Annotated in this window: 16 protein-coding genes; 5 read left to right on the plus strand and 11 right to left on the minus strand. The window is 70.1% G+C overall.

Annotated elements, in window-relative coordinates; genetic code table 11:
- Positions 1-9: 9 nt before the first annotated feature.
- The 3 genes from K7862_RS07680 to K7862_RS37355 all read right to left on the minus strand — a co-directional run bounded on the left by K7862_RS07680 (position 10) and on the right by K7862_RS37355 (position 2110).
- The gene (locus tag K7862_RS07680) at positions 10-915 is read right to left on the minus strand and encodes a bifunctional DNA primase/polymerase (protein ID WP_222961790.1); all 906 of its coding nucleotides are present in this window, start codon (positions 913-915) and stop codon (positions 10-12) included.
- Between the two features lie 86 nt (positions 916-1001).
- Positions 1002-1793 carry a deazapurine DNA modification protein DpdA family protein gene (locus K7862_RS07685; protein WP_222961673.1) on the minus strand — a complete coding sequence of 264 codons (792 nt, stop codon included), beginning with the start codon at positions 1791-1793 and terminating at the stop codon, positions 1002-1004.
- Positions 1790-2110 (minus strand): RRQRL motif-containing zinc-binding protein, encoded by a 321-nt coding sequence (locus K7862_RS37355; RefSeq protein WP_262412832.1) that lies wholly within the window; start codon positions 2108-2110, stop codon positions 1790-1792. Before K7862_RS37355 ends, K7862_RS07685 begins: the two co-directional genes overlap by 4 nt.
- 130 nt (positions 2111-2240) lie before the next feature.
- Here K7862_RS37355 and K7862_RS07690 point away from each other — a divergent pair, with 130 nt between their 5' ends.
- On the plus strand, positions 2241-2711 hold the full coding sequence (locus K7862_RS07690) for a hypothetical protein (RefSeq protein WP_222961674.1): 471 nt from the start codon (positions 2241-2243) through the stop codon (positions 2709-2711).
- A gap of 216 nt (positions 2712-2927) precedes the next feature.
- Here the strand turns inward: K7862_RS07690 and K7862_RS07695 are convergent, their stop codons facing one another.
- The 6 genes from K7862_RS07695 to K7862_RS07720 form a co-directional block, all read right to left on the minus strand.
- Positions 2928-5126 (minus strand): FtsK/SpoIIIE domain-containing protein, encoded by a 2199-nt coding sequence (locus tag K7862_RS07695; RefSeq protein WP_262412796.1) that lies wholly within the window; start codon positions 5124-5126, stop codon positions 2928-2930.
- A gap of 85 nt (positions 5127-5211) precedes the next feature.
- Positions 5212-5394 (minus strand): DUF6257 family protein, encoded by a 183-nt coding sequence (locus tag K7862_RS07700; RefSeq protein ID WP_308011893.1) that lies wholly within the window; start codon positions 5392-5394, stop codon positions 5212-5214.
- Positions 5391-5609 carry a hypothetical protein gene (locus K7862_RS07705; RefSeq protein ID WP_222961676.1) on the minus strand — a complete coding sequence of 73 codons (219 nt, stop codon included), beginning with the start codon at positions 5607-5609 and terminating at the stop codon, positions 5391-5393. Before K7862_RS07705 ends, K7862_RS07700 begins: the two co-directional genes overlap by 4 nt.
- Before the next feature lie 62 nt (positions 5610-5671).
- Positions 5672-5989, minus strand: coding sequence for a hypothetical protein (locus K7862_RS07710; protein ID WP_222961677.1), 318 nt, complete (start codon positions 5987-5989; stop codon positions 5672-5674).
- A gap of 43 nt (positions 5990-6032) precedes the next feature.
- A complete protein-coding gene (locus K7862_RS07715) occupies positions 6033-6935 on the minus strand; it encodes a protein spdB (RefSeq protein WP_222961678.1) in 903 nt (300 codons plus the stop codon).
- A complete protein-coding gene (locus K7862_RS07720; RefSeq protein ID WP_222961679.1) occupies positions 6932-7228 on the minus strand; it encodes a hypothetical protein in 297 nt (98 codons plus the stop codon). The genes K7862_RS07715 and K7862_RS07720 overlap by 4 nt, the downstream gene beginning before the upstream one ends.
- A gap of 436 nt (positions 7229-7664) precedes the next feature.
- On the opposite strand from K7862_RS07720, the gene K7862_RS07725 reads away from it, so the two are divergent.
- The 4 genes from K7862_RS07725 (at position 7665) to K7862_RS07740 (ending at position 12761) form a co-directional block, all read left to right on the plus strand.
- Positions 7665-8504 (plus strand): GntR family transcriptional regulator, encoded by an 840-nt coding sequence (locus tag K7862_RS07725; protein WP_222961792.1) that lies wholly within the window; start codon positions 7665-7667, stop codon positions 8502-8504.
- Positions 8501-9184, plus strand: a complete 684-nt coding sequence (locus K7862_RS07730) for an HAD family hydrolase (protein ID WP_222961680.1) — start codon at positions 8501-8503, stop codon at positions 9182-9184. The genes K7862_RS07725 and K7862_RS07730 overlap by 4 nt, the downstream gene beginning before the upstream one ends.
- Positions 9185-9617: 433 nt before the next feature.
- The gene (locus K7862_RS07735; RefSeq protein WP_222961681.1) at positions 9618-11126 is read left to right on the plus strand and encodes a DUF4246 domain-containing protein; all 1509 of its coding nucleotides are present in this window, start codon (positions 9618-9620) and stop codon (positions 11124-11126) included.
- Positions 11127-11336: 210 nt separating this feature from the next.
- On the plus strand, positions 11337-12761 hold the full coding sequence (locus K7862_RS07740) for an ATP-binding protein (RefSeq protein ID WP_222961682.1): 1425 nt from the start codon (positions 11337-11339) through the stop codon (positions 12759-12761).
- A 132-nt stretch (positions 12762-12893) separates the two neighbouring features.
- Here K7862_RS07740 and K7862_RS07745 read toward each other — a convergent pair whose 3' ends face one another.
- Together K7862_RS07745 and K7862_RS37360 are read right to left on the minus strand one after the other, a co-directional pair.
- A complete protein-coding gene (locus K7862_RS07745; RefSeq protein WP_308011894.1) occupies positions 12894-18059 on the minus strand; it encodes a glycoside hydrolase domain-containing protein in 5166 nt (1721 codons plus the stop codon).
- The gene (locus tag K7862_RS37360) at positions 18047-19687 is read right to left on the minus strand and encodes a glycoside hydrolase domain-containing protein (RefSeq protein ID WP_262412797.1); all 1641 of its coding nucleotides are present in this window, start codon (positions 19685-19687) and stop codon (positions 18047-18049) included. Before K7862_RS37360 ends, K7862_RS07745 begins: the two co-directional genes overlap by 13 nt.
- Between the last annotated feature and the right edge of the window lie 32 nt (positions 19688-19719).

The following is a 19719-nucleotide window of genomic DNA, read 5'->3' on the forward strand; positions in this document are numbered from 1 at the left end:
GGGTCTGGTTCATGCCGTCTCCCGGGGTCGGGCGGTGCGGATGGACCAGTCCAGGGCGCTGCGGATGGTGGCGCGGCACTCGGATGCCGGCAGTCCCGCCGACTCGCCCCCCGCCTGAAAAGCCTCCTCAACGGCGGCGCGGTCGAGGTCTCCCCACGCCACGAAACGGCCCACCGCCCGCACCGCGCGCAGCAGTTCAGCGTTCCGCCCGCCCTCCGAAGCTCCGGCGACCGCGCTCACCTCACGATCGAGGACCACCGAGGCGAGTCGGGGGGCGTTGCGGGGCGGTGTGGGCCGGATCGGGCCCACCACGGCCCTCTGAGGGGCCGTCAGAGCCTTTTGGAGCCATTCGGGTAGGTTTGTAGGCTCTACGTCGCACAGGACCGTGTACGGGCCTTGTGGCGTCTCGGACCCCGGAGCGACGACCTGTCCGCCCCATGCGCGGGTGTCCACATGGGGGGCGAGGGTGCCCGCGGTGTTGCCCAGCCGGATGCCGGGCGGCGCAGTGAAGTACAGGTGGTGCCCGCCGCTCGCGGTCCGGATCGTGCGCGTGGTGGGGACGGGCTGCCCGTTGCGCTCGCAGAGCGCCTGGAAGGTCGTCACGCCGTCAGGCGGGCCCTTGATGTCTGTCGCCTTGACGGTGTCCAGGTCCACCACGACCAGCCCCGCGGGGCCGGTCGCAATGCCGACGTTGAACGCCCCCGCAGCCCAGCACCGTTCGATGCGGGCGGGATCGGTCGTGGCGCGCTGCTCCCAGGTGCGGTGCCCGCCCGCGCAGTCTCCGGTGTGGTGGCAGGCGCGTTCGCTGTGGAGATTGGGGATCTTCCGTCCGGGCCACAGCGGGATTACGGGCCAGCCGCGTTCGGCGGCGGATAAGGCTGCGGACAGCAGCGCGGATCGGTCGGGATGGGCCATGCTGGGTGTCTCCAGTTCCTTGATGGGGTTGCTGGTGCCGGGGCGGTCGCGGACTTTGGCGAGAGCGCGACCGCCCACAGGCGGGGTCACACGGGCGGGATGTTGGCGGGGAGCCCGGTCAGGACTTTGGTGCGCCAGTTGAGGGCGTAGGGCAGGCAGTTGGCGCAGTTCTTGTGCGTGGTGTGGCCGGGCATGGGGGGACGCCTGCGGGCGTGGTAGGACCAGGCGGCGGAGTCGGCGGATGCCATCAGGTGTCCGACGCGCTGGAGACCGAGGGTCTTGAAGCCGAACCCGTGTAGGCGTATGCCGTGCGCGGCCAGGCTGGTCACGATGGCGGCGCCGTCGGTGGTGGATTGGCGGCGGCAGACCGACCCGAGGCCGACCAGCGGTTCGCGGGTGAGGTCGATGCCGGCGCGGTCGTACATGCCGACGCAGCGTTCGTAGTCCGGGAGCTCCCATCCCTGGAGGACGGGCACGATCGGCAGGTCCGGGGCCAACTCGTGTAGGTGCAGGTAGTTGGCGACGGTGCGGCGCTGGTGTTCGGCGACGGACAGGCCGGTGCCGGTGAAGGTCTGCCCGCCGAAGGTGCCGCCGTGGATGATCGCGGGTTCGCACATCCAGTCCTGCGGTGCGGCCCAGTCGAACGGGCCGACCTCATCGCGGATGCGCCGCAGGTCGTCCACGTACCGCTGGGGGGTGATGGTCCAGCGTCCGAACCGCTGGAGGATGGTGAAGCCGCCGGAGTCGATCGCGTAGCGGCCGATGGCCAGCGGCAGGCTGCGGGCGGTGCCCACACCGAAGTGCTCGTACTTCAAGAACAGCGGCACGTCGGTGAGGGTGACCCAGTGCCGTTTGTGGGTGGTCAGATAGAACCTCACGCTGCCTCCTTCGAGGCGTCAGAGCAGGGCCAGCAGCAGCCCAGCGAGCGAGGGATGACGTAGCCGCGGTCGCGGCGGCAGGCGGGGCAGGTGCGGCGGGCCCGCATCGCCGCGTTCAAGGCCCGCCTGCGGCCCTCGGTCATGGGGCGGACGGGCAGGGCGTGGGTGCGGTCGTAGAGGAGCGCGAAGCGCCGCCCCCGACGCCAGCGGATCTCCGCAACCGGGTCGACGCCCCCGGGCCGCAGCCCTGCTGCGCGGAGTTGGCGGCGGGTCAGCAGGCCATCGGGGGCGCATCGGTAGGGGTAGACGGGAACCAGGGGGTTGGCCGGGCCGGAATGGGATCCCGGCGAGAACCCGCTGGGTGCAGGGCGGTTCTGGGCGGGAGCAACGCGCGGGCTCCTGGGCTTGTAGGACAAGATGGGGCCTCCGAACTGGAGGGGGTTAGCGATGGCTTACGAACTGGAAGCAGTGATCGGCGAGGGCAAGGCCCTGAGCACCGTGGCGAAGGATCTTCCGGGCGCCCGGCTGACGTCGATCGGACAGGGCCTCGCACTCATGCCGATGACGAAGGCGCTGGCCGATTCCGTCGCAGATAGCAGTGGTGAGGGCGTGTTGGGGTTCTGGCGGCTGCCGGGAGGGTTCGAGGAGACCCTCGCTGCCTGGTCGGCTGGTGGACCGATGGCCTATGTGGAAGCTGAGTACTTCGGCGGTGTGGGCGAGCAGCGCGCTGCGGTGTGGGACGGCGGGACCCTCGTGCTGGGACCGCTTCATCTGGAGGAAGGACAGGCCCCTCCGCCTGTTGGCACCCCGATCTCCCAGGCGCTGCGGCGGTTGGGCGTGCGGGTAAGCGGCAGGGAGGACGAGTTCTCCGCTGCGGGATTGGACCGCCATCGACAGAGCGAGGCGTGGATCGACTGACGCGCGACTTCCGGTTTTCTCTTCCTCAGATCGGTGACTGTGCGTACAGGGAGGGAGGCATGCGGGATCCCGGAAACCCTGGTTTTCGGAGGTTTCCGCAGGTCCGAGCCGGGTGCCTCCCTGACTCCCTGTGCGGGTGTTCGTGCTGATCAGGTCAGGGAGGCGGGGTCAGGGAGGCGGTCAGGGAGAACTCCCTGCCTCCCTGACCGCCTCCCTTCACTCAGCGTCACTCTCGGCGGTGTCCTCGGTCCGGTCGTCCAGTGCCTCGCGGACCCTGCCCCGGTCCACGACCATGCGGCCGTCGGACTTGCGGACGGCTCCGGAGGGGGCGAGGACCTCGCGCAGATCGGCGAACGTCCACTCCCGGTACTCGCGTCCGTTGCGCTCGGAGAGGCGGTGCAGCACCTCCTGGGTGCGCATCCGCTCGTTCTGCCCGAGCACGGCGTAGATGTCGGCGAGGTGGTCCACCTCCTCGCCAGCCGGAGCATCGGCAGCAGCCGCGGGTGTGATGCCCTCGCGCAGCGCCAACGCCCGCTTCACGACGGGCGTCACCTGGTCCACCTCGGCGTCCTTGCCGACGTAGTAGGCCCGGACCAGCTCAAACGCATTCGAGGTGAACCCGACCGTGAGCGCCGTGCCGATGTTCTCGGCGGGGTTGAGGGTGGTGGCGGTGATGCCGGCGCGGTGCTTGCCCGTGCCCAGCAGACCGTCATTGGCGACGTGGTCGCCGACCGCGAACGCCACCCGATGGGAGGTGTTGCGGGTAACGTCCTTCGGGATGCTCGATGCGGTCGGGGAGACGGTGACGAACACCAGCGTGATGCCGACCTTCCGCGCCTTCTTGAGCACCTTGATGGCCAGCTCAGCGGCTTCCTCGCCGTACTTCTTGTGCTCGAACAGCTCGTGGCACTCATCGAACACCACCACCCGCGGACGCATCCGCGGGTCCCGCTCGGCCAGTTCCCGGGTGAGCTTGACGGTCTCCCCGCCCATCTCCTCCAGCAGCTTGCCGCGCCGCGTCACCTCGTCGCGCAGGTCCCGCAGCGCATACAGGGCGTCCTTGACCTGCTCGTCCTCGTCGCCCTTGACCAGCGTGCGCAGCCGATCCCGCATCGGGTCGTAGTCCACGTTGTAGGCCATGACGTACACGTCGATCTCGACCAGCGGGTCAAGCATCGCGCCCAGCAGCAACCCGACGACCAGCGACGACTTACCCGAACCCATGATGCCGCCGACCATGTAGTTACTGGCCATGAGCTTGCCCATGACCGGCTCCCCACGCTGCGAGACACCGACCGGCACGCCCTTGAAGTAGTCCGCCGTCCCTTCGGTCAGCAGGGGCCAGGCGAGCACCTTGCCCGAGAGACTGCCCTGGTCGGCCACCCACAGATCGAGGGTGCCGGGGGCCGTTGACGGTTCGGTCGGCCACACCTCGACGGGCAGGCGCAACAGGTTGTGGGCGAGCACGTCCTTGTGCTTGTTGATCATCTCGACGGTCACGCCCATCGGGAGCTGCAACTGGGTGTGCCAGCCCTTCCCCAGCCGGGTCGTGGGCTGGACCCAGCGGGCCTGCCAACCAGCCTTGAACGCCTGGTTCAGCGGGCCGATGCCCAGGTGGCGCAGGGCGTCCAGGATCGCGCCCTCATCGGGCACCACATCCCGGGTCTCCTGCTCGGAGGCGGGCAGCGCCCAGTTCGGCGCGGCCTGCCCCTTGCGGCCGATGCTCCACAGGGCCGCCAGGCCCAGCCACGGGCCGAAGAACGTGGCAGGTCCCCATACGATCGACGCCAGCCACACCAGCGTGCTTATGGCGTGGATGATGAACATGATCGGCGCGATGGTCAGGCCCGGCTGCTTCTCGGCGATGGCCAGCACGATGCCCAGGCCGAGCAGGCCGCCCGCGGTGCCGGCGGTGCCGACCGCGGCGGACTTCACCACCCGGGGGGCGGCGGTCAGCAGCTCCATCCGGCGCTTGTGGCGGTCCTCACGGGCCTTGGCTGCGGCCTGCGCCCACTCCAGGGCCACCTCGTGCTGACCGGCTGCCTCAGCGGCGCGCATCATCCGCTCATGCCGGGCGACCGTGCGCGCATCCCACGCGCGCTTTGCCACGATGCGGGCCCCGCCCACCACATATGACCCGTGGCGGACGACCAGACGGGCACCGGTCTTGGTGCGGTCATGCGTGACGACGTGCAGCGTCACACCCGCGGCACGCCGCAGGCGGGCGGAGGCAAGCGCGGCACGGCCCCACTCTTCCTTGCCCATCCCCGGGATTCCGGACGGGATGACGCGGCCTTCCAGCACCCGCGGAGCGCCCGGGGCGGGGTCGCTGTCGGAGGCGGGATCGGCGGTGTGCTTGGTCAGGTCGGTGACGGGCCGGGCCCGTCGCGTGCTGATGTCGATGATCTCGGTCATGCTGGGCTTCCCTGCTCTCTGGCATGAGGTGTGGGGCCCGGGCCGGCCGATGTCTTGGCGGATAGGCGGCCGGTCCGGGGCAAGGTCACTTACTGGTGTCGGCGCGCTTGCGTGCGCCGTCCAAGATGCGATCGAGCTTGCGTTGCAGGTCGCGCTGATCAACGTCGTCACCCGCCACGCCGCGCTTGGCCATGCGGGCGATCAGCCAGGCCACGCGGGCGGCTTCCGCGGCGGTCAGCGGTGGGTCGTCGGGGTGGGTGCGGATCACCGGGGACCACCGCCGACGACGGTTACGTGGTCGTCGCCGAACACGTAGTGACCGGCGAACCATTCGGTGAGGGTCAGACCGGAGACGATGTTCATGCCGTTCTCGTGGTCGGTCACGATGGCGCGGCGGCCGATCAGCCGACGCGGCGGCTTGGCACCGTCCACGGCCAGGTGGTCAACGGAGGTGATGGTCACGCGGGTACCGATGGGCAGCACAACGGTTCTCCCGTCCGGGAAGGGGACTTGCGGAAGTCAACGCGTGGTTCGGTTGCCGCAGGTCAGTGGCGGCGGATGTCGCGGTAGATGCCGTAGACGACCAGCGCCACCAGCGCCACGGCCGCGGCGGCAATCGCCAGCGCGACGGCAGCGAACGCCACGGTGACCATGAGCATCGATCCGCCTACCGCGATGGCCAGCCACTTGCCTGCCTGATCGGCAGCGGACTTCTGGACCACGATCGGCGTGGGCGGGGCCACCTGTTGCTGTTGGGCGTTGATGATCTGTTGGGCTTGCAGCGCGGCCACGATCACCGCGAACTGGTCGCCCTGCCGGGCGGCTTCCACCGCTTCGGCGGAAGCCTTGCTGATCTCAGACACGTCAGTGCCTCCGGTCTTCCGAGTGGGGTGGGGGTCGGTGGGGTCAGCCGGTCGCGCCATCGGCGGTCAGGCGCTTCCACGACGCCCGCAGACGCGTCTCCGAGGCGCTGTGACCGGAAGCGCGGAACCGGGAAGCGGCCTCGCGGTAGGAGGGCGGAGGGATCTGGGAGGCGAGGATCTGCCCGATGATCGCGTCCAGGTCGTCATCCGACAGGGCGGGCGCGTCCAGCGCGGGCAGGGTCGGAAGCGGCTCAACCGGCCCCCACACCGGCAACTCCCACAGCGACTGCGCGCCGGGTGCGACACGACCGGTCACGCTGGCCAGAGCCGCCGCGGACTTCTCATCCGTGCGGGCCTTTTCCAGCACCGCCCACGCCTCCGACAGTGCGGCGGCGGTCGCGGCCTGCACGCGTGCGATGCGCGCGCCTGCCTCCGTCACGGCGGTCAGCCGGGTCTCTTCGGTCGTGGCGTCGGCCCGCAGCCTTGCCCGCGCCACCGCGGCTTCATCGCGCGCCTCTTGCTGAATGGCGCTGATCTTGTCCAGCGCGCCCGCGGTAAGTGCGGTGCGCTCCCACAGGCTGTGGACAAGCCACAGCGCCTTCGCTGCGATCGGCAGCCATGCCACGGCCAGCCACGCACCCGCGGACTTCTCGGCGAGCAGCGCGTGAGCGACCAGAACACCGGTCGCCAGTAGGCCGAACGCCCAGCCGACCGCGGTGACCGGTCGGGAGTGGTCGCCCTGCGCGGCAAGACGCCGCTCGTAGGCCAGCGTCGCCAGCCAACCCCCGTCCAGGCCCAGACCGACCACCAGGGCAACCGGCCACGGCATCGACTGACCGAGCCACATCACGACCACGGCCAGCGTGAGCACCATCGACACGACCGTCATCGCCACGGCCGGCGCGACGGTCAACAGGCGCTTGAGGTTCTTGCGGGTGCGGTTCATGCCGCCACCTGCTTTCCCCGCGGGCGGCGGCGGGCGGGAACGGTGGGGCGGGCCGGGACGAGGTTCAGGAGCTCCGGCATCGTGCGGCCGATGGTCTCCACGGCCAGCGCGGTCGTGCGGTCGTACAGGCCCGGGTCATCGGCGAGGATGTCCCGCGCGGCGGCCAGCCGGGCCGCGCGCTCTTCCTCGCTCTCACCCTCCTCACCCAGCCACAACTCCAGCGGGGTACCCAGGGCCAGCTCAACGAACTCTTCGGCCGTAACGGCCACCTGACCAGCGACGATACTTCTCATGGGTCGTGCACTCTCCTAGATCGCAGGGGAACGGCCCGAACAAGCGGCCCCGGAGTTGCAGCTCCGGGGCCGTGTGCCGTTCAAGGTGGAGTGCCCCGGGCCCGATTCGATCGGACGCCCTCGCGGCGGAATGCCGGGGCCGACGTGCATGCGTCTCCTTCGGGCCAGCGGCTCCCGTATCAGGTAGAGCCGCCGCAGCCCGTTGTAGGCAGAGACGTGACCTTTCGGTCTCGTGCCATCCGGCTGACAAGGCGCCGGTGACCTCCCCCCGACCAACGCGGGGCTCCTGGGCATGCCTGAGCAGCCCAAAGAAGGGCCACTCTGTGCCGTTCCGGACTTCTCCGGTGGCGACGTGTCCAACATAGCCAACCTGCTTAGACAGGTCAACCAGGCTGCGCATGCTGCTCAGGATGGGCAGGTGGCCTACCATGGCGGGATGAGCCTCGACCCGAACGACGACCGCCCGCCGTACTTGCAGGTCAACAGTGTTCTGCGTGCCGAAATCCTCACGAAGAAGTTCGAGCCTGGAACACAACTCCCGTCCGGCCCCGAGTTGGCCAAGCGTTTCGGGGTGGCTCGCGGCACGGTCACGCGAGCGATCGACATGTTGCGAGACGAGGGACTGATCGTGACCCGCAAGGGGTCCGGTTCCTACGTCCGTGAACGCACTGAGCGGCCGGTAGGACTACGACCGCACCTGGAAATGGCGTTCGCCGACCAACAGGTGACGATCGACTTCGCAGGCTTTAGCAGTGAGACGCTGCACAGCGCGATGCAAGAACCTCTCGACAAAATCCGCGCGGGCCGATTGCGGCCCGAGTCCATCGCGGTCCGACTCCTACTGCCGGACACCACGGCTCCGATGGCGGTCCCGACCCTGGTGGACGGCCTGGCGGATGATCCAGCGCTGAGGAACCGGGCCCGCGACATCGCCCTAACGAACGCAGCCGGCATCAAGCACTCGGTGGAGGTGCTGGCGGAGATGGGTCTGGTGGAAAAAGCCACAGTGGACGTGAAGGTCTATAGGGCGACGTCCCTGTTCAAGCTATACGTCCTCAACCACCGCGATGTGTTCTTCGGCTTCTACCCCCTACGTGAGCGCACGCTGGCGGTAGAGGGCAAAGCACGTACGTTCTTCGACATCACGGGCAAGGATGCGACCCTCTTCCACCACGCAGCCGGGCCTGACGCGGAATCGATGGGCTCCCAGTACGTTCAGCAAGCCACGACGTGGTTCGACAGCGTATGGTCCACGATCGCCTTTGAGCGCGCGTGAATACGGATCCGGAGGAACTGGCATCGATCCTCGCGCCGGTGCGTCACGTCCTGCTCGACTTCGACGGGCCGGTCTGCTCCGTGTTCGCAGGCTTCCCCGCGGCCGATGTCGCTCGGCGACTTGCTGATCTACTTGCGGGCCCGGACGGCCTCCCGCCAGGTCACGGACTGATGGACCCTTTGGCCATGCTGCGGCATATTGCCGACGTGCGGCCGGACCTGGTTCCGATGGCGGACGACGCATTGGCGCGGCTGGAGGTTGAAGCCGTCGCACAGGCGAGACCTACTGAGGGCTCCGTGGAGTTCCTGGAGGCGTGCGCAGCCAGCGACAGACAGGTGTGGTTGGTCAGCAACAACGCGACGGCAGCCATGGACCGATACATCGAGACATACCAGCTCAAGGCCTTGGTGGCGGGGTGCTTCGGACGCGTACCCGGTCGACCGAAGTCCATGAAACCATCGCCGGAACTCCTGCTAGCCGCAATGCGAGTGGCGCATGCGGAGCCCGCCGAATGCATCTTCATCGGTGACGCGATCCGCGACGTTCAAGCCGCCAAGGCAGCCGGGGTGTTGACGATCGGGTACGCAAACAAGCCGGGAAAAGCGGAAGCCCTTGCAGAAGCGGGCGCTGTCTCGATCGTGACTCTAATGAAGACGCTGGCAGAGTCGTGGCCAGCGTGAAGCGATGTCCGAACCCCGTGACGCGTATCGGCACAGTTCACAGTCTCAACCGCAGTCTCATCCATCCGCGTACATGCCCGTACGCTCATGCGTGCCAGACATCGCCGACCAGTGCGCCGAACGGCTGTGAACCTGCCGGGACAGGCGCATGCAGAGTTGGAAAGCGTGTTGGGGGCAACCCCTCACGAGTTCGAATCTCGTATCCTCCGCCAGTGCCTCACCGGGCACGATGTCGAAGGGCCCCGCCTCGCGGCGGGGCCCTTCGCCGTTCGGGCGTCGGTCGGAGCCGTGCCTCAGGCGTTGCCCCGGCCCGGACGGCAGCGCAGTTCACCGCTCGGCACGCTCGGCACGCTCGGTGGGACGTCCGGCTGCGGTGTCGGTCCCCGGACGTATCGTTCCCGGCACCGCACACCGACCGTGAGGACCAAGGGACTTGACCGAGCTGTCCGCTTTCCCCCTGCCCTTTCACGCTTCCCGTTCCACAGCGTTCGCGGCGCCCCGGACGCTGCGGGAACTGGAGATGATGCGGTGCAGCGCCCGCATCCGGGAGAAGCCCGGCTGGTTCGACAAGATGAACGACGCCGGCATCGTCGCCAGGTGGACGCGGGAGGCGGTCGCCCAGGGCCTCACCGAGGCGCAGGTCCGTTACGTCCTCGCCGAACTCGGACACTACGCCGCGCTGCGGGACGGGCGAACCGGCGTCGAGGTGTCCGCCGTCGACGGGGTGTGGCAGTCGGACACGCTGGTCGACGAGGAGCTCCGGGCGCGGCTGCGCGAGGCGGTCCGGGTTCTGGAAGAGGTCCCGGAAGCGGAGCGGGACTGGCATCCCGGATCCGGTGGCCAGGTACTGGATCTGGTGCATCCCTCGCTGTTCTGCCTGGTCCGAGAGGTGAGCGGCGGGCCCGAGCGGGCCTGGCACAACCCCACGGACCGCTGGTCGAGGTACGAGTTCTCGGAGAAGTTCCAGTGGCTGCCCACCGACGTCGACGTCCGTGACGACGGTGACGTCGCCTTCCGTTCGTACGTCAACAACGTCCACCCGGAGGCTCATCGCGAACTGGCCCTCGTCCTGCCGGACGTGTTCGCGCGGCTGCGCCCGCTGCTGGAGAACGTGCTGACCGATCTGCGGCACCCACGGCCGCTGCGGATCGAGGCCGATCCCTGGGGTTGGTACGACGCCGAACCGCAGTATCCGGAGAAGTCCTCCTTCAGCGACGACGAGGCCTACGCGGAGGCCCGTCGCGTGTGGGAGACGGCCCACACCGACTGGTGGGAGACCCGCCGGCCGGTCATCCCCGACGCCCCGGCCTTCACCGCGCCCGAGGTGCCGGGCGGCCCCGACCGTGTCGACCTGCGCGGCTGCCGCGTCCAGGTGATCGTCAAGCTCGCCACCATTCATCTCACCCCGGACGAGCCCGAATACGCCGGTGGCTCCTGGCATGTCGAGGGCATGATGAACGAGCGGATCGTCTCGACCGGCATCTACTACTGGGACAGCGAGAACATCACCGAGAGCCGGCTGAGCTTCCGGGCGGCGCTCGACGACCCGGACTACGAGCAGAACGACGACAACGGTCTGCGCGAGGTCTACGGTCTCGAGAACGAGGACGCGCTGAACCAGATGCTGGGATCGGCGTCGACCCCGGCCGGCCGTTGCCTGGCGTTCCCGAACGTCCTGCAGCACCGCGTCGGCGCGTTCCGCCTCGCGGACGGGACGCGCCCGGGGTATCGCAAGATTCTGGCGTTCTTCCTCGTCGACCCGTCGCAGAACATCGTCTCGACCTCCGACGTCCCGCCGCAGCAGCCCTGGTCCGACACCTCGACGATGACGCTGGAGCAGGCCAGGGTCTACCGCGAACACCTGATGCAGGAGCGGAAGTTCTTCGTCGACGAGCACAACGAGCAGCTCTACGAGCGGGAGTTCTCCCTCTGCGAGCACTGAGCTCCGTGGGGCTCCGCCCGCCTGGGCGCCGCGGTCCTCAGGGGATCGCCCAGGCCTCGCGGGGGAACCAGTGGCAGAGGTCGTCGCGCATGGCCGGAGTCTCCGGACCGAGGCGGGCACCCCGTGCCGGCCGGCGGCCCCGCCCGCCGGGCACAATAGTAGCGGCAGAGATAGTATCTCTAGCGATACTATCGATCACGGGGGCTTGTCATGCGTCGTTTCATCGGACGAGACCGGGAGCTGCGCGTGCTCCACAACGTCTTCCAGGGAGTGCGTGACGCCGTCGGGACGGCGAAGCCCGGCCAGTGCGTCCTCATGCGCGGGCGGCGGCGGGTGGGCAAGTCCAGCCTCGTCGAGGAGTTCCTGCGGCGCACGGAGGTTCCCAACCTCTTCTTCACCGCATCCGGCGGCACGGCGGAGGACGAGCTGACGGAGCTGCTCGACGCCGTCGCCAGGTCCACCCTGCCCGAACGGGAACTGTTCGCGGAGGAAACCCCGGGACAATGGAACGCGGCGTTCCGGCTCCTCGCCGAAATGCTCCCCGACGACACCCCGAGCGTGGTCGTCATCGACGAGGTCCCCTATCTGATGGAACGCGTCGACGCCTTCGAGGGCATGCTGCAGCGGGCGTGGGACCGTCTGCTCAGCCGGAAGCCCGTGCTTCTCCTCCTCGTCGGATCCGATCTCTCGATGATGGAGGCGCTGAACAGCTACGACCGCCCCTTCCACCAACGGGGCCGGGAAATGGTCGTGGGGCCGCTGAACCCGGCCGACATCAGCGAGATGCTCGAGCTGGAACCGGCCCCCGCCTTCGACGCCGCCCTGGTCACCGGTGGTCTCCCGCTGATCTGTGCGGAGTGGCGCCCGGGGGCCGACGTCTGGGAGTTTCTCCGCGACGCGCTGGACAACCCGATCTCCGCACTGCTCGTCTCCGCCGAGCGGTCGTTGTCCGCGGAGTTCCCGCCGCAGGCGATGAGCAGGGAGGTCCTGCGCGCCATCGGGAGCGGTGAGCGGACCTTCACCAACATCGCGCGCGCCGCGGGAGGCATCGCCCACACCACGCTCACCCGGGCCACCGAGGTTCTGACGGAGAAGCGCGTCGTGGCGGCCGAACTGCCCCTCTCGCTCCGGCCGTCGAAGGAACGCCGCTACCGCGTTGCCGACCCGTATCTGCGGTTCTGGCTGGCGTTCCTGGACCCCCACATGGCGGAGATCGAGCGCATGCGCGGAGATCTCACGCTGAGCCGGATCAAGGAGCGGTGGACGAGTTGGCGGGGGCGTGCGGTCGAGCCCCTCGTCCGGGAGTCTCTCGCCCGGCTGCTGCCGGACGCGGCCCTGCCCGCCGCACCGGCCATCGGCGGGTACTGGACCCGTAGCAACGATGTCGAGATCGATGTGGTGGGCGGCGACCGGCAGCCGGTGGCACGGGAGTTGCTCTTCCTCGGTTCGATCAAGTGGTTGGAGACCGCTGCCTTCGACAGCCATGACCTGGCAGCGCTGCAAAGGCACCGGGCCGCGCTCACCGATGATCCGGTACCTCTCATGGCGATCTCACGCAACGGGATCGACTGCTCAGGACTCGCGGCGGCGTACGGCCCCGAGGCCCTGCTCAGCGCGTGGCGCAAGCCGTCGTGAGGACCGGACAGCAGGCCCCCCTTGCCGATCGCCCAGGACAGGCCGGAGGGCCCCGCCGAGAAGGAACTCGGCGGGGCCCTCCGGCCATGGGGTCAGCGCCCGTCAGCGCCCGTCAGCGCCCCTCAGCGCCCGTCAGCGCCCGTTGCCCCCGGCCGTGATCGGCCGGTGATCGTGATCCGTCAACTGGAACCCGACCGTCCAGGTGCGGGTGACCGCTCCGTTGGCCGAGGTCACCGTGATGGTCCGGGTGGTGAACCGGGAACCGTCCGACGAGAGCACCGGGCTCCCCTCGGTGACCTTCACCCGCGCGCCGGGCTCGGCCGGCACCGCGGAGACGGCCGGGATCTTCGCGTTCTTCGGCCAGTCCACGACGTACGTGGACACCCCGGGCGCGAACCCGTCGATCCTGGCGCCGCCGACCGTGACGGCGTCGACGTCCGCGTCACTGGCCTTGGTGGCGTCCGCGAAGTTCGTCACCGTGACCGAGCCGTCGGCGTTGACGACGACGTGTGCCGCCATCGCCGCCGCCAGGTTGATCCGCTCCCAGCTCGCCCCGCCGTCGCCGGTGAGGTCGAGCGGGTACCCGGAGTCCGTCGCGGTCTGCTGCAGGATCTCCGTGCGCTGCTGGTCGGTGAGGTCCGGGAAGGCCGTGATCAGCAGGGACGCCGCGTCGGTCGGCGCCCGCAGGGTCTGCCCGGCCTTCCCCACCTGGGAGAACCCGTAGCTGAGGCGCTGCGTGTACAGGTCGATGTCCTGCGCGGTGCTCAGACCGTCGTAGGAGTCGCCCTCGCAGGCCGCGAGCGTGTCGCCGTACCCCTCCTTCTCGCACTGCTCCAGCAGCACGTTCTCCATCTCGGTGTGGGCCTGCGTCAGCAGCTTCGCGAAGTCGGGGTCGGCCCACCGGTGGGCCACCGTGGCCTGTCCGGTGATGCGGCCGCCCATGACGTCCAGCGGGTAGTGGAAGCCCAGGACGATGCGGTTGTTCCCGTACTCCGAGGTCCGGGCGAGGATCGACGGCGCCAGCTCCGGCAGCAGCGTGGCGAGGATCGTCCCGGCCTCGTAGCCGCCGTAGGTGTGGCCGCTCGGGTACGAGCCGCTGGTGGTGAGGCTGCCGTACGAGCCGTCCTGGGACTCGTAGACGTCCCCGCCGTCGCCGACGAACCCGAGCCGCACGTACGGGCGCAGGTAGCCGAAGTGGTCCTTCGCCGCGTCGTGGGTGTCGATGCTCTTGGTGACACGGGAGAACAGCGCGCTGGTCTTGGGTAGTTGGCCGCTGTTCAGGGCGTCGTGGTAGATCTGCCCGAGCCGGGAGCCGAGGCCGTCGGCCATGGTGACGGTGGCGCTGTTGGTGGCGTCCACCTCGGCCCGGTCCACCTCCTTCTGGGTCGCCGCGTTGTTGATGCCCACCGCGATCCGGTCGTTCTGCGCGGTGAGTGCCGTGCCGTTCGGCACCTTGGAGTTCGCGCCGAGGATGTCGGTGTGCAACTCGTCGATCCCGCTGAGCAGGTTGTCGAAGTAGTCGCTCCCGTCTGCGGTCTTGGGCCACGCGTCGGACGGGTAGGTCGCGTTGAGCGTGTCGTCCGGGAAGGGCGACGCCGTGTAGCCCGGGTCGGAGGCGTCCGTCGCGGTCGTCGCGGAGACGTCCGCGGGGGTGGCCGCGGCCGGGTCGTCCGAGGTCCCGGCCAGGGTGACCGCGGTGACGGCGGCGGTGTGCGCCTTCGCGTTGCCCGTGGTCGTGAGCAGCGCCGTGTCCGCGGTGGCCGGGACGTGCGCGGTGGTTCCGTCGTCGAGGGCCACGGTGTAGCCGATGACCGGGAACCCGCCGTCGCCGGCGGCGCTCCAGGTGACGCGGACCTGCTTGCCGTCGGTGACCACCGAGGCCACCTCGGGCTTCTGCGGCTTGCCGCCGCCGGTGGCCACGGGTGCCGTGGCGGCGCTCGGGCGGGAGGTGCCCACGGCGTTCACCGCCTGGACGCGCGCGGTGTACGACGTGCCGGCCGGCAGCCAGGTGAACGTCGTGCTCCGGCTGCCCGGGTCGGCGACGGTGACCTCGTGGCCGTCGTCGAGGGTGACCTTGTAGCCGGTGACGGGTGAGCCGCCGGTGTCGCCGGGCGCGGACCAGGAGACGGTCACGCTGCTGCCCGACGACGTCGCCGACACCGCGCCGGGCGCGGCCGGCACCGTCCGGGGCTTCGTGGCGAGCCCGGACCGGGCCTGGCGGAGGGCGTCGTAGCGGGCGGTGAGGGTCGCGTCCGTCGACGTGGCGTCGGCGAGCGCGGTCTTCGCCGCGGTGAGCGCCCCGGTGAACGCCGCCCACGACGCGTCGGTGTAGCGCGCGTCGTCGAGCGCCGAGGCGGTCGCGACCAGGTCCTCCAGGGTCAGCCTGGGCAGGGGGACGAGCTGGTCGGCGGCCAGCGTGAGGCTGCGCGTCTGCGTGTCCACCTCCGGCTGGGTGGCGTCGGCGGCGGCCACGAGGGCGCGCGCGGCGGCGAGTTCCCGCTGGTAGACGGCGAAGTCGATCGCGTCGTAGCGGTCCGCGTCGGCGGCGAGCCCCGCGTACTGGTCGATCGCCTTCCGCAGGGCGGAGGTGTCCGTGGCGGCGGGCGTGTCGACGTGGGTGAAGGTGACCCGGCCCAGGTTCGCGACGTACGGGTGCGAGGAGTCCGGGGTCGTCGTCAGCCGCAGGTGCACGGCGTGCTTGCCGGTGATCGCCTTGGGCAGCGTCAGGCTCGTCGTGCCGCCCGAGGACCAGGCGCTGCCCGTCACCGGCAGCGGCACGGTCGCGTACGGCGTGCCGGGGTTGGCCGCGTCGAACGAGTCCAGATAGAGCTGGACGGCCGAACCGGTGCCGCAGCGAGCCGAGTTGTTGACGTAGGTGAGCGTCACGGTGGTCTTCGGGGAGTCGCCGAAGTCGACGGTCCCGTAGTCCAGCCAGGCTCCGTTGTAGGTGCCGCCGAGGTCGGTGGCGGAACCCGCGCCGGTCCAGCCGGCCGGCTCGCTCTTGAGCCCGCCCCCGCTGTCGGCGGTGAACGCGGTGGCGTCGAACGCCACGGGGGCGTCGGCGGCCTGCGTGAGGGTCAGCGCGTAGACGTTGCCCACGTACGGCTGGGAGGACGTCTGCGTGCTGGAGACGAAGTCGGCGTACACGTCCTGGACGCCGGTGAAGACGGCCGGGTCGAGGTGCACCGACGTGGTGGCGATGGTCCCCCAGCCCGAACCGGTGTAGTCCAGGGGGATGTCGACGCTCTTCTGGCCGTCCTTCGCGCCGAGGTGCAGCTCGATGTGCGAGTCGGACGCGGCCCGCGACTGGGGCTTGTCGTAGCGGACGGTCACGGTGTCGGCGCCGTCCCGCAGGTCGGTGCCCTGCCACTGGGCCCACGCGCCGTTCGAGACGTTCTCGAAGATGCCGTTGGAGAGGTTGAGCGGTACCGTGCCGCCGCCGGTCGCGGTGGTGTCGGCCGCCGACAGGTCGGCGAGCGTGGTCGTCGGGGACGACGACACCGGGTTCGGTGAGAACTGGAACCAGTCGAAGTTCGACACCCACTGCTGGCCGGACGGCGCGTGGAAGACGAACGTCGCGCCGGAGGCGCCCAGCAGGACGTCCGGGGACGTGACGGGCGCCTGCACCGTGGAGTAGTACTGCCAGCCGCCGGTGCCCGGGAGCGACACGGTGGCCACCACCGGGCCGTCGGCGGTGCCGGCGTGGATGTCGACGCTGCTCGGCTTGGCGTTCGCCGCCTGGGAGTTGGCGTAGCGGACCGAGACGCTCCGCGGGGCGACCCCGCCGAAGTCCAGCTTGTCGAACTTCTCCCACGCGCCCTCGGTGACGCCGCCGAGGTCGCCGTCCGAGTAGTACGCCTCGCTGACGAGGTTCGGGCCCTGCTTCTGGTCGGGGGCCTCGGCCTGCAGGACGGCGTAGCCGCCCTCGTCGATGGTCAGCGCGTCGGCGGACGACCGCAGCGCGTCCTGCGCGGCCATCAGCGTGCCCGTCCCGGAGGCGGTGTCCGCGAGGACGGTCCGGGCGCGTTCGAGGGCCGACTGGAAGAGGTTCCAGGAGCCCTCGGCGTAGTTGCCGCTGCGCACCAGGGACGCCCGGCCGGCGAGCGCGCCGAGCGACGTGCGGTACACCGCGGCGGCCGAGACGACGAGCGGGTCGGTCGCGGAGGTCCCGGTGCCGCTGACCGTCGCGGCCCGCACGCCGTGCGCGAAGGCCGCGTCGGCGAACGTGACGGCCGGACGTCCGTCGACCTTGGTGGTGCCGGTGAGCGACAGCGTCGCCGTGTGCTTGCCGGTGACGCGGAGGTCCGCGGTGACGCCGTCCGGCAGACCGCCGACGCTCGCCGCGCCGGTCGACGTGAGGCTGGTCCCCTTGCGGGCGGCGAAGGACGCCGGTCCCGACAGGGTCAGCCGCACGCTGCCGTCGACGGTTCCGTCCGCGGTGGTCTCCACCCTGGCGGGGTCGGCGGTGACGGCGGTGCCGCCCTGGCCCGTGCCGCCGTCACCGGGGTCGGTGTCCAGCGAGTACGCGGGCTTGGTGTGGGCGCCCCACTGCGAGGGCTTGGACCCCATGGTGAAGTCGAGGGTGCCGCCCGCGATGATCTGCCGGTAGTCGAGCCAGGTGTCGTCGAACCGCGCGCCGTTGAGGGTCGCGCTCCGCACGTAGTAGTCGCTCGGCGAGACGCCGTCGGCCTTCACCGTGAACCGGGTGCCGCCTGCATAGGTGATGGTCGTGGAGTCGAAGAACGGGCTGCCGATCTGGAACTGGCTGGAGCCGGCGGTCACCGGGAACAGGCCGAGGGCGGCCGCGACGAACATCGTCGACATGGTGCCGGCGTCGTTGTCCATGGTCGGCAGGAAGCCGTCGGGAGCGAGCTTGTAGACCCGGGTGTCGACCGGCGGGGTGAACTCGCCGCCGGAGCTGGGGGCTTCGTTGGTGGAGCCGGTCGCGATGTAGCGGTTCCAGGTCGTGCCGGTGTAGATGGACCGCACCCACTTCTGCGTCAGGCTCGGCTCGCCGACGTAGTTGAAGAGGTACGGGGCCTGCAGGTCGATCTCGTTGGCGTTGGAGTGCAGCATCGTGGAGCCGTCCGAGGCGCTGGAGTCCTCGCCGAACATGTGCTCCACGGCGGCCTTTCCGGCCTGCGCGCCGCCCATCGCCTTGATCAGGCCGCCCATGTCGTAGGCGTCGTACCAGTTGTACTGCCAGAGCGTGCCCTGGTAGAGACCGGCCGCCTCGAACTTCTCGTAGTCCGCGCTCTGCCAGTCGCCGCCGGACGCTCGCGGGGTCAGCAGGCCCACCGGGTGCCGTCAGCGGCCGTCCAGGCGCCTGACTTCACGAGGTGGTCGATCGCCATCGTCGACTGGGTGCGCAGCTTCTGCGCGTCGTCGTCCTTGCCCAGCGCGTGGGCGATGATCGACAGCGCCCACTGGTCGTAGCCGCGCTGCACGGTCGTACCGGGGTCACCGGTGACATAGCCCTGCCGCAACTGCGCGCCGGTGTAGTAGCCGGCGTACGACATCAGCGCCGGGTAGGCCTCGTCGAGCCGGTCGAAGTTCTTGTAGCCCTTGGACAGCGCGTCGGCGATCACCACCGCCGAGCGCTCCCAGCGCACGCTCGGCACCGACTGGGTGAGGCTGCCGAGGCTCTTGCCGGAGGTGTGCGCGTCGGCGAAGAGCTCGATGAGCGACTGCACCAGGTCCCGGTAGGTGGCCGGATCGATGTAGGCCTCGACGGAGTACTTGCGGAAGTCGTCCCAGGTGGACCATCCGTCGTAGTACGTGAAGCCGTTGGTCCGGTGCACCGCGCCGTCGGCGCCGCGGTACGTGCCGCTGGTGCTGGTGGCGTTCACCGGCAGCGCGTACATGCGGTACAGGTGGGTGTAGAACTCCTTGGTCAGCGTCGACCCGGGGTCGGACGTGGCCGAGGCCCGCACGTCGACCGCGCCGAGCGCGCTGTTCCAGTCCGCCTTCGTCCGCGCGCGGGCCTGGTCGAAGGTGAGCTGACCCACCTCGTTCCGCTGGTCGGCGCCGGCCTGTTCTGCGCTGATCGGCGACAGCGTCACCCGCAGCTCGATGTCGCTGCCTGCGGACGGGTCGAACCCCAGCACCGCGCCGGTGTCGGCGCCGTCCTGCGCGCTCGCGTCGGTCAGCCGGCCGTCAGCGCCCCAGCTCTTCAGCGAGGTCACCGGGACGTTGGTGGTCGCGTCGTAATACAGCTGGTACGCGGCGCCGTTGAACGACCCCGCGACGATCCCGGTGATCGACGTGGTGCCGTCGGGGAGCGTCGCCGCCTTGAGCGTCGAACGGGTGCGGCTGGTGTAGTTGTTCGCGAGGTCGAGGACCAGCTCCGGGTTCGACCCGGCGGGGAAGCTGTACCGCTCCAGCGCCGTGCGCGTCGTCGCGGTCATCTCGGCGTTGATCGTCCCGGAGTCCTGCGTCACCGACGACGCGGTCCCGGACAGCGCCCCGAGCCCCACCTGGTAGTAGCCGGGCGTCGCGGTCTCGTCATCGTGGTGGTAGGTGTGCGCGTACGTGCTCGCGGCGGGACGCTTGTCGTACTGCACGGACGTCGGCACGACCAGCAGGTCGCCGCCGCCGCCCGAACCGCCGACACCGTCGAGGTCGGTGGCGGTGAACCCGGCGATGTGGTCGGCGTTGTAGTCGTAGCCGGAGTGGTTGCGGCCCGGCGTGGTCATCGGGTTGACCTTGGCCAGGCTGTGGGGCGCCTCGGCGCCCGGCAGGTCGTTGCCGTCGTCACCGGCGGTCGAGACGAACGGGTCGACGAGCTTGGCGTAGTCCGTACCGCCGGACGTCCCGGAGGACCCCGCGGAGCTGTTCGGAACGGGCGCAGCGGCGGCGACGCCGGTGGCCGCCAGCGCGGCGAGGCCGAGCGTGCCGGCGAGCACCGCGGCGACCGTCGCGCGCATCGGACGCCGGCGGGTGGGTCTCGGGGGAACCA

Origin of the sequence: Actinacidiphila acidipaludis, from assembly GCF_019890725.1 — a bacterium.
GTDB classification, from domain to species: Bacteria; Actinomycetota; Actinomycetes; order Streptomycetales; family Streptomycetaceae; genus Actinacidiphila; species Actinacidiphila acidipaludis.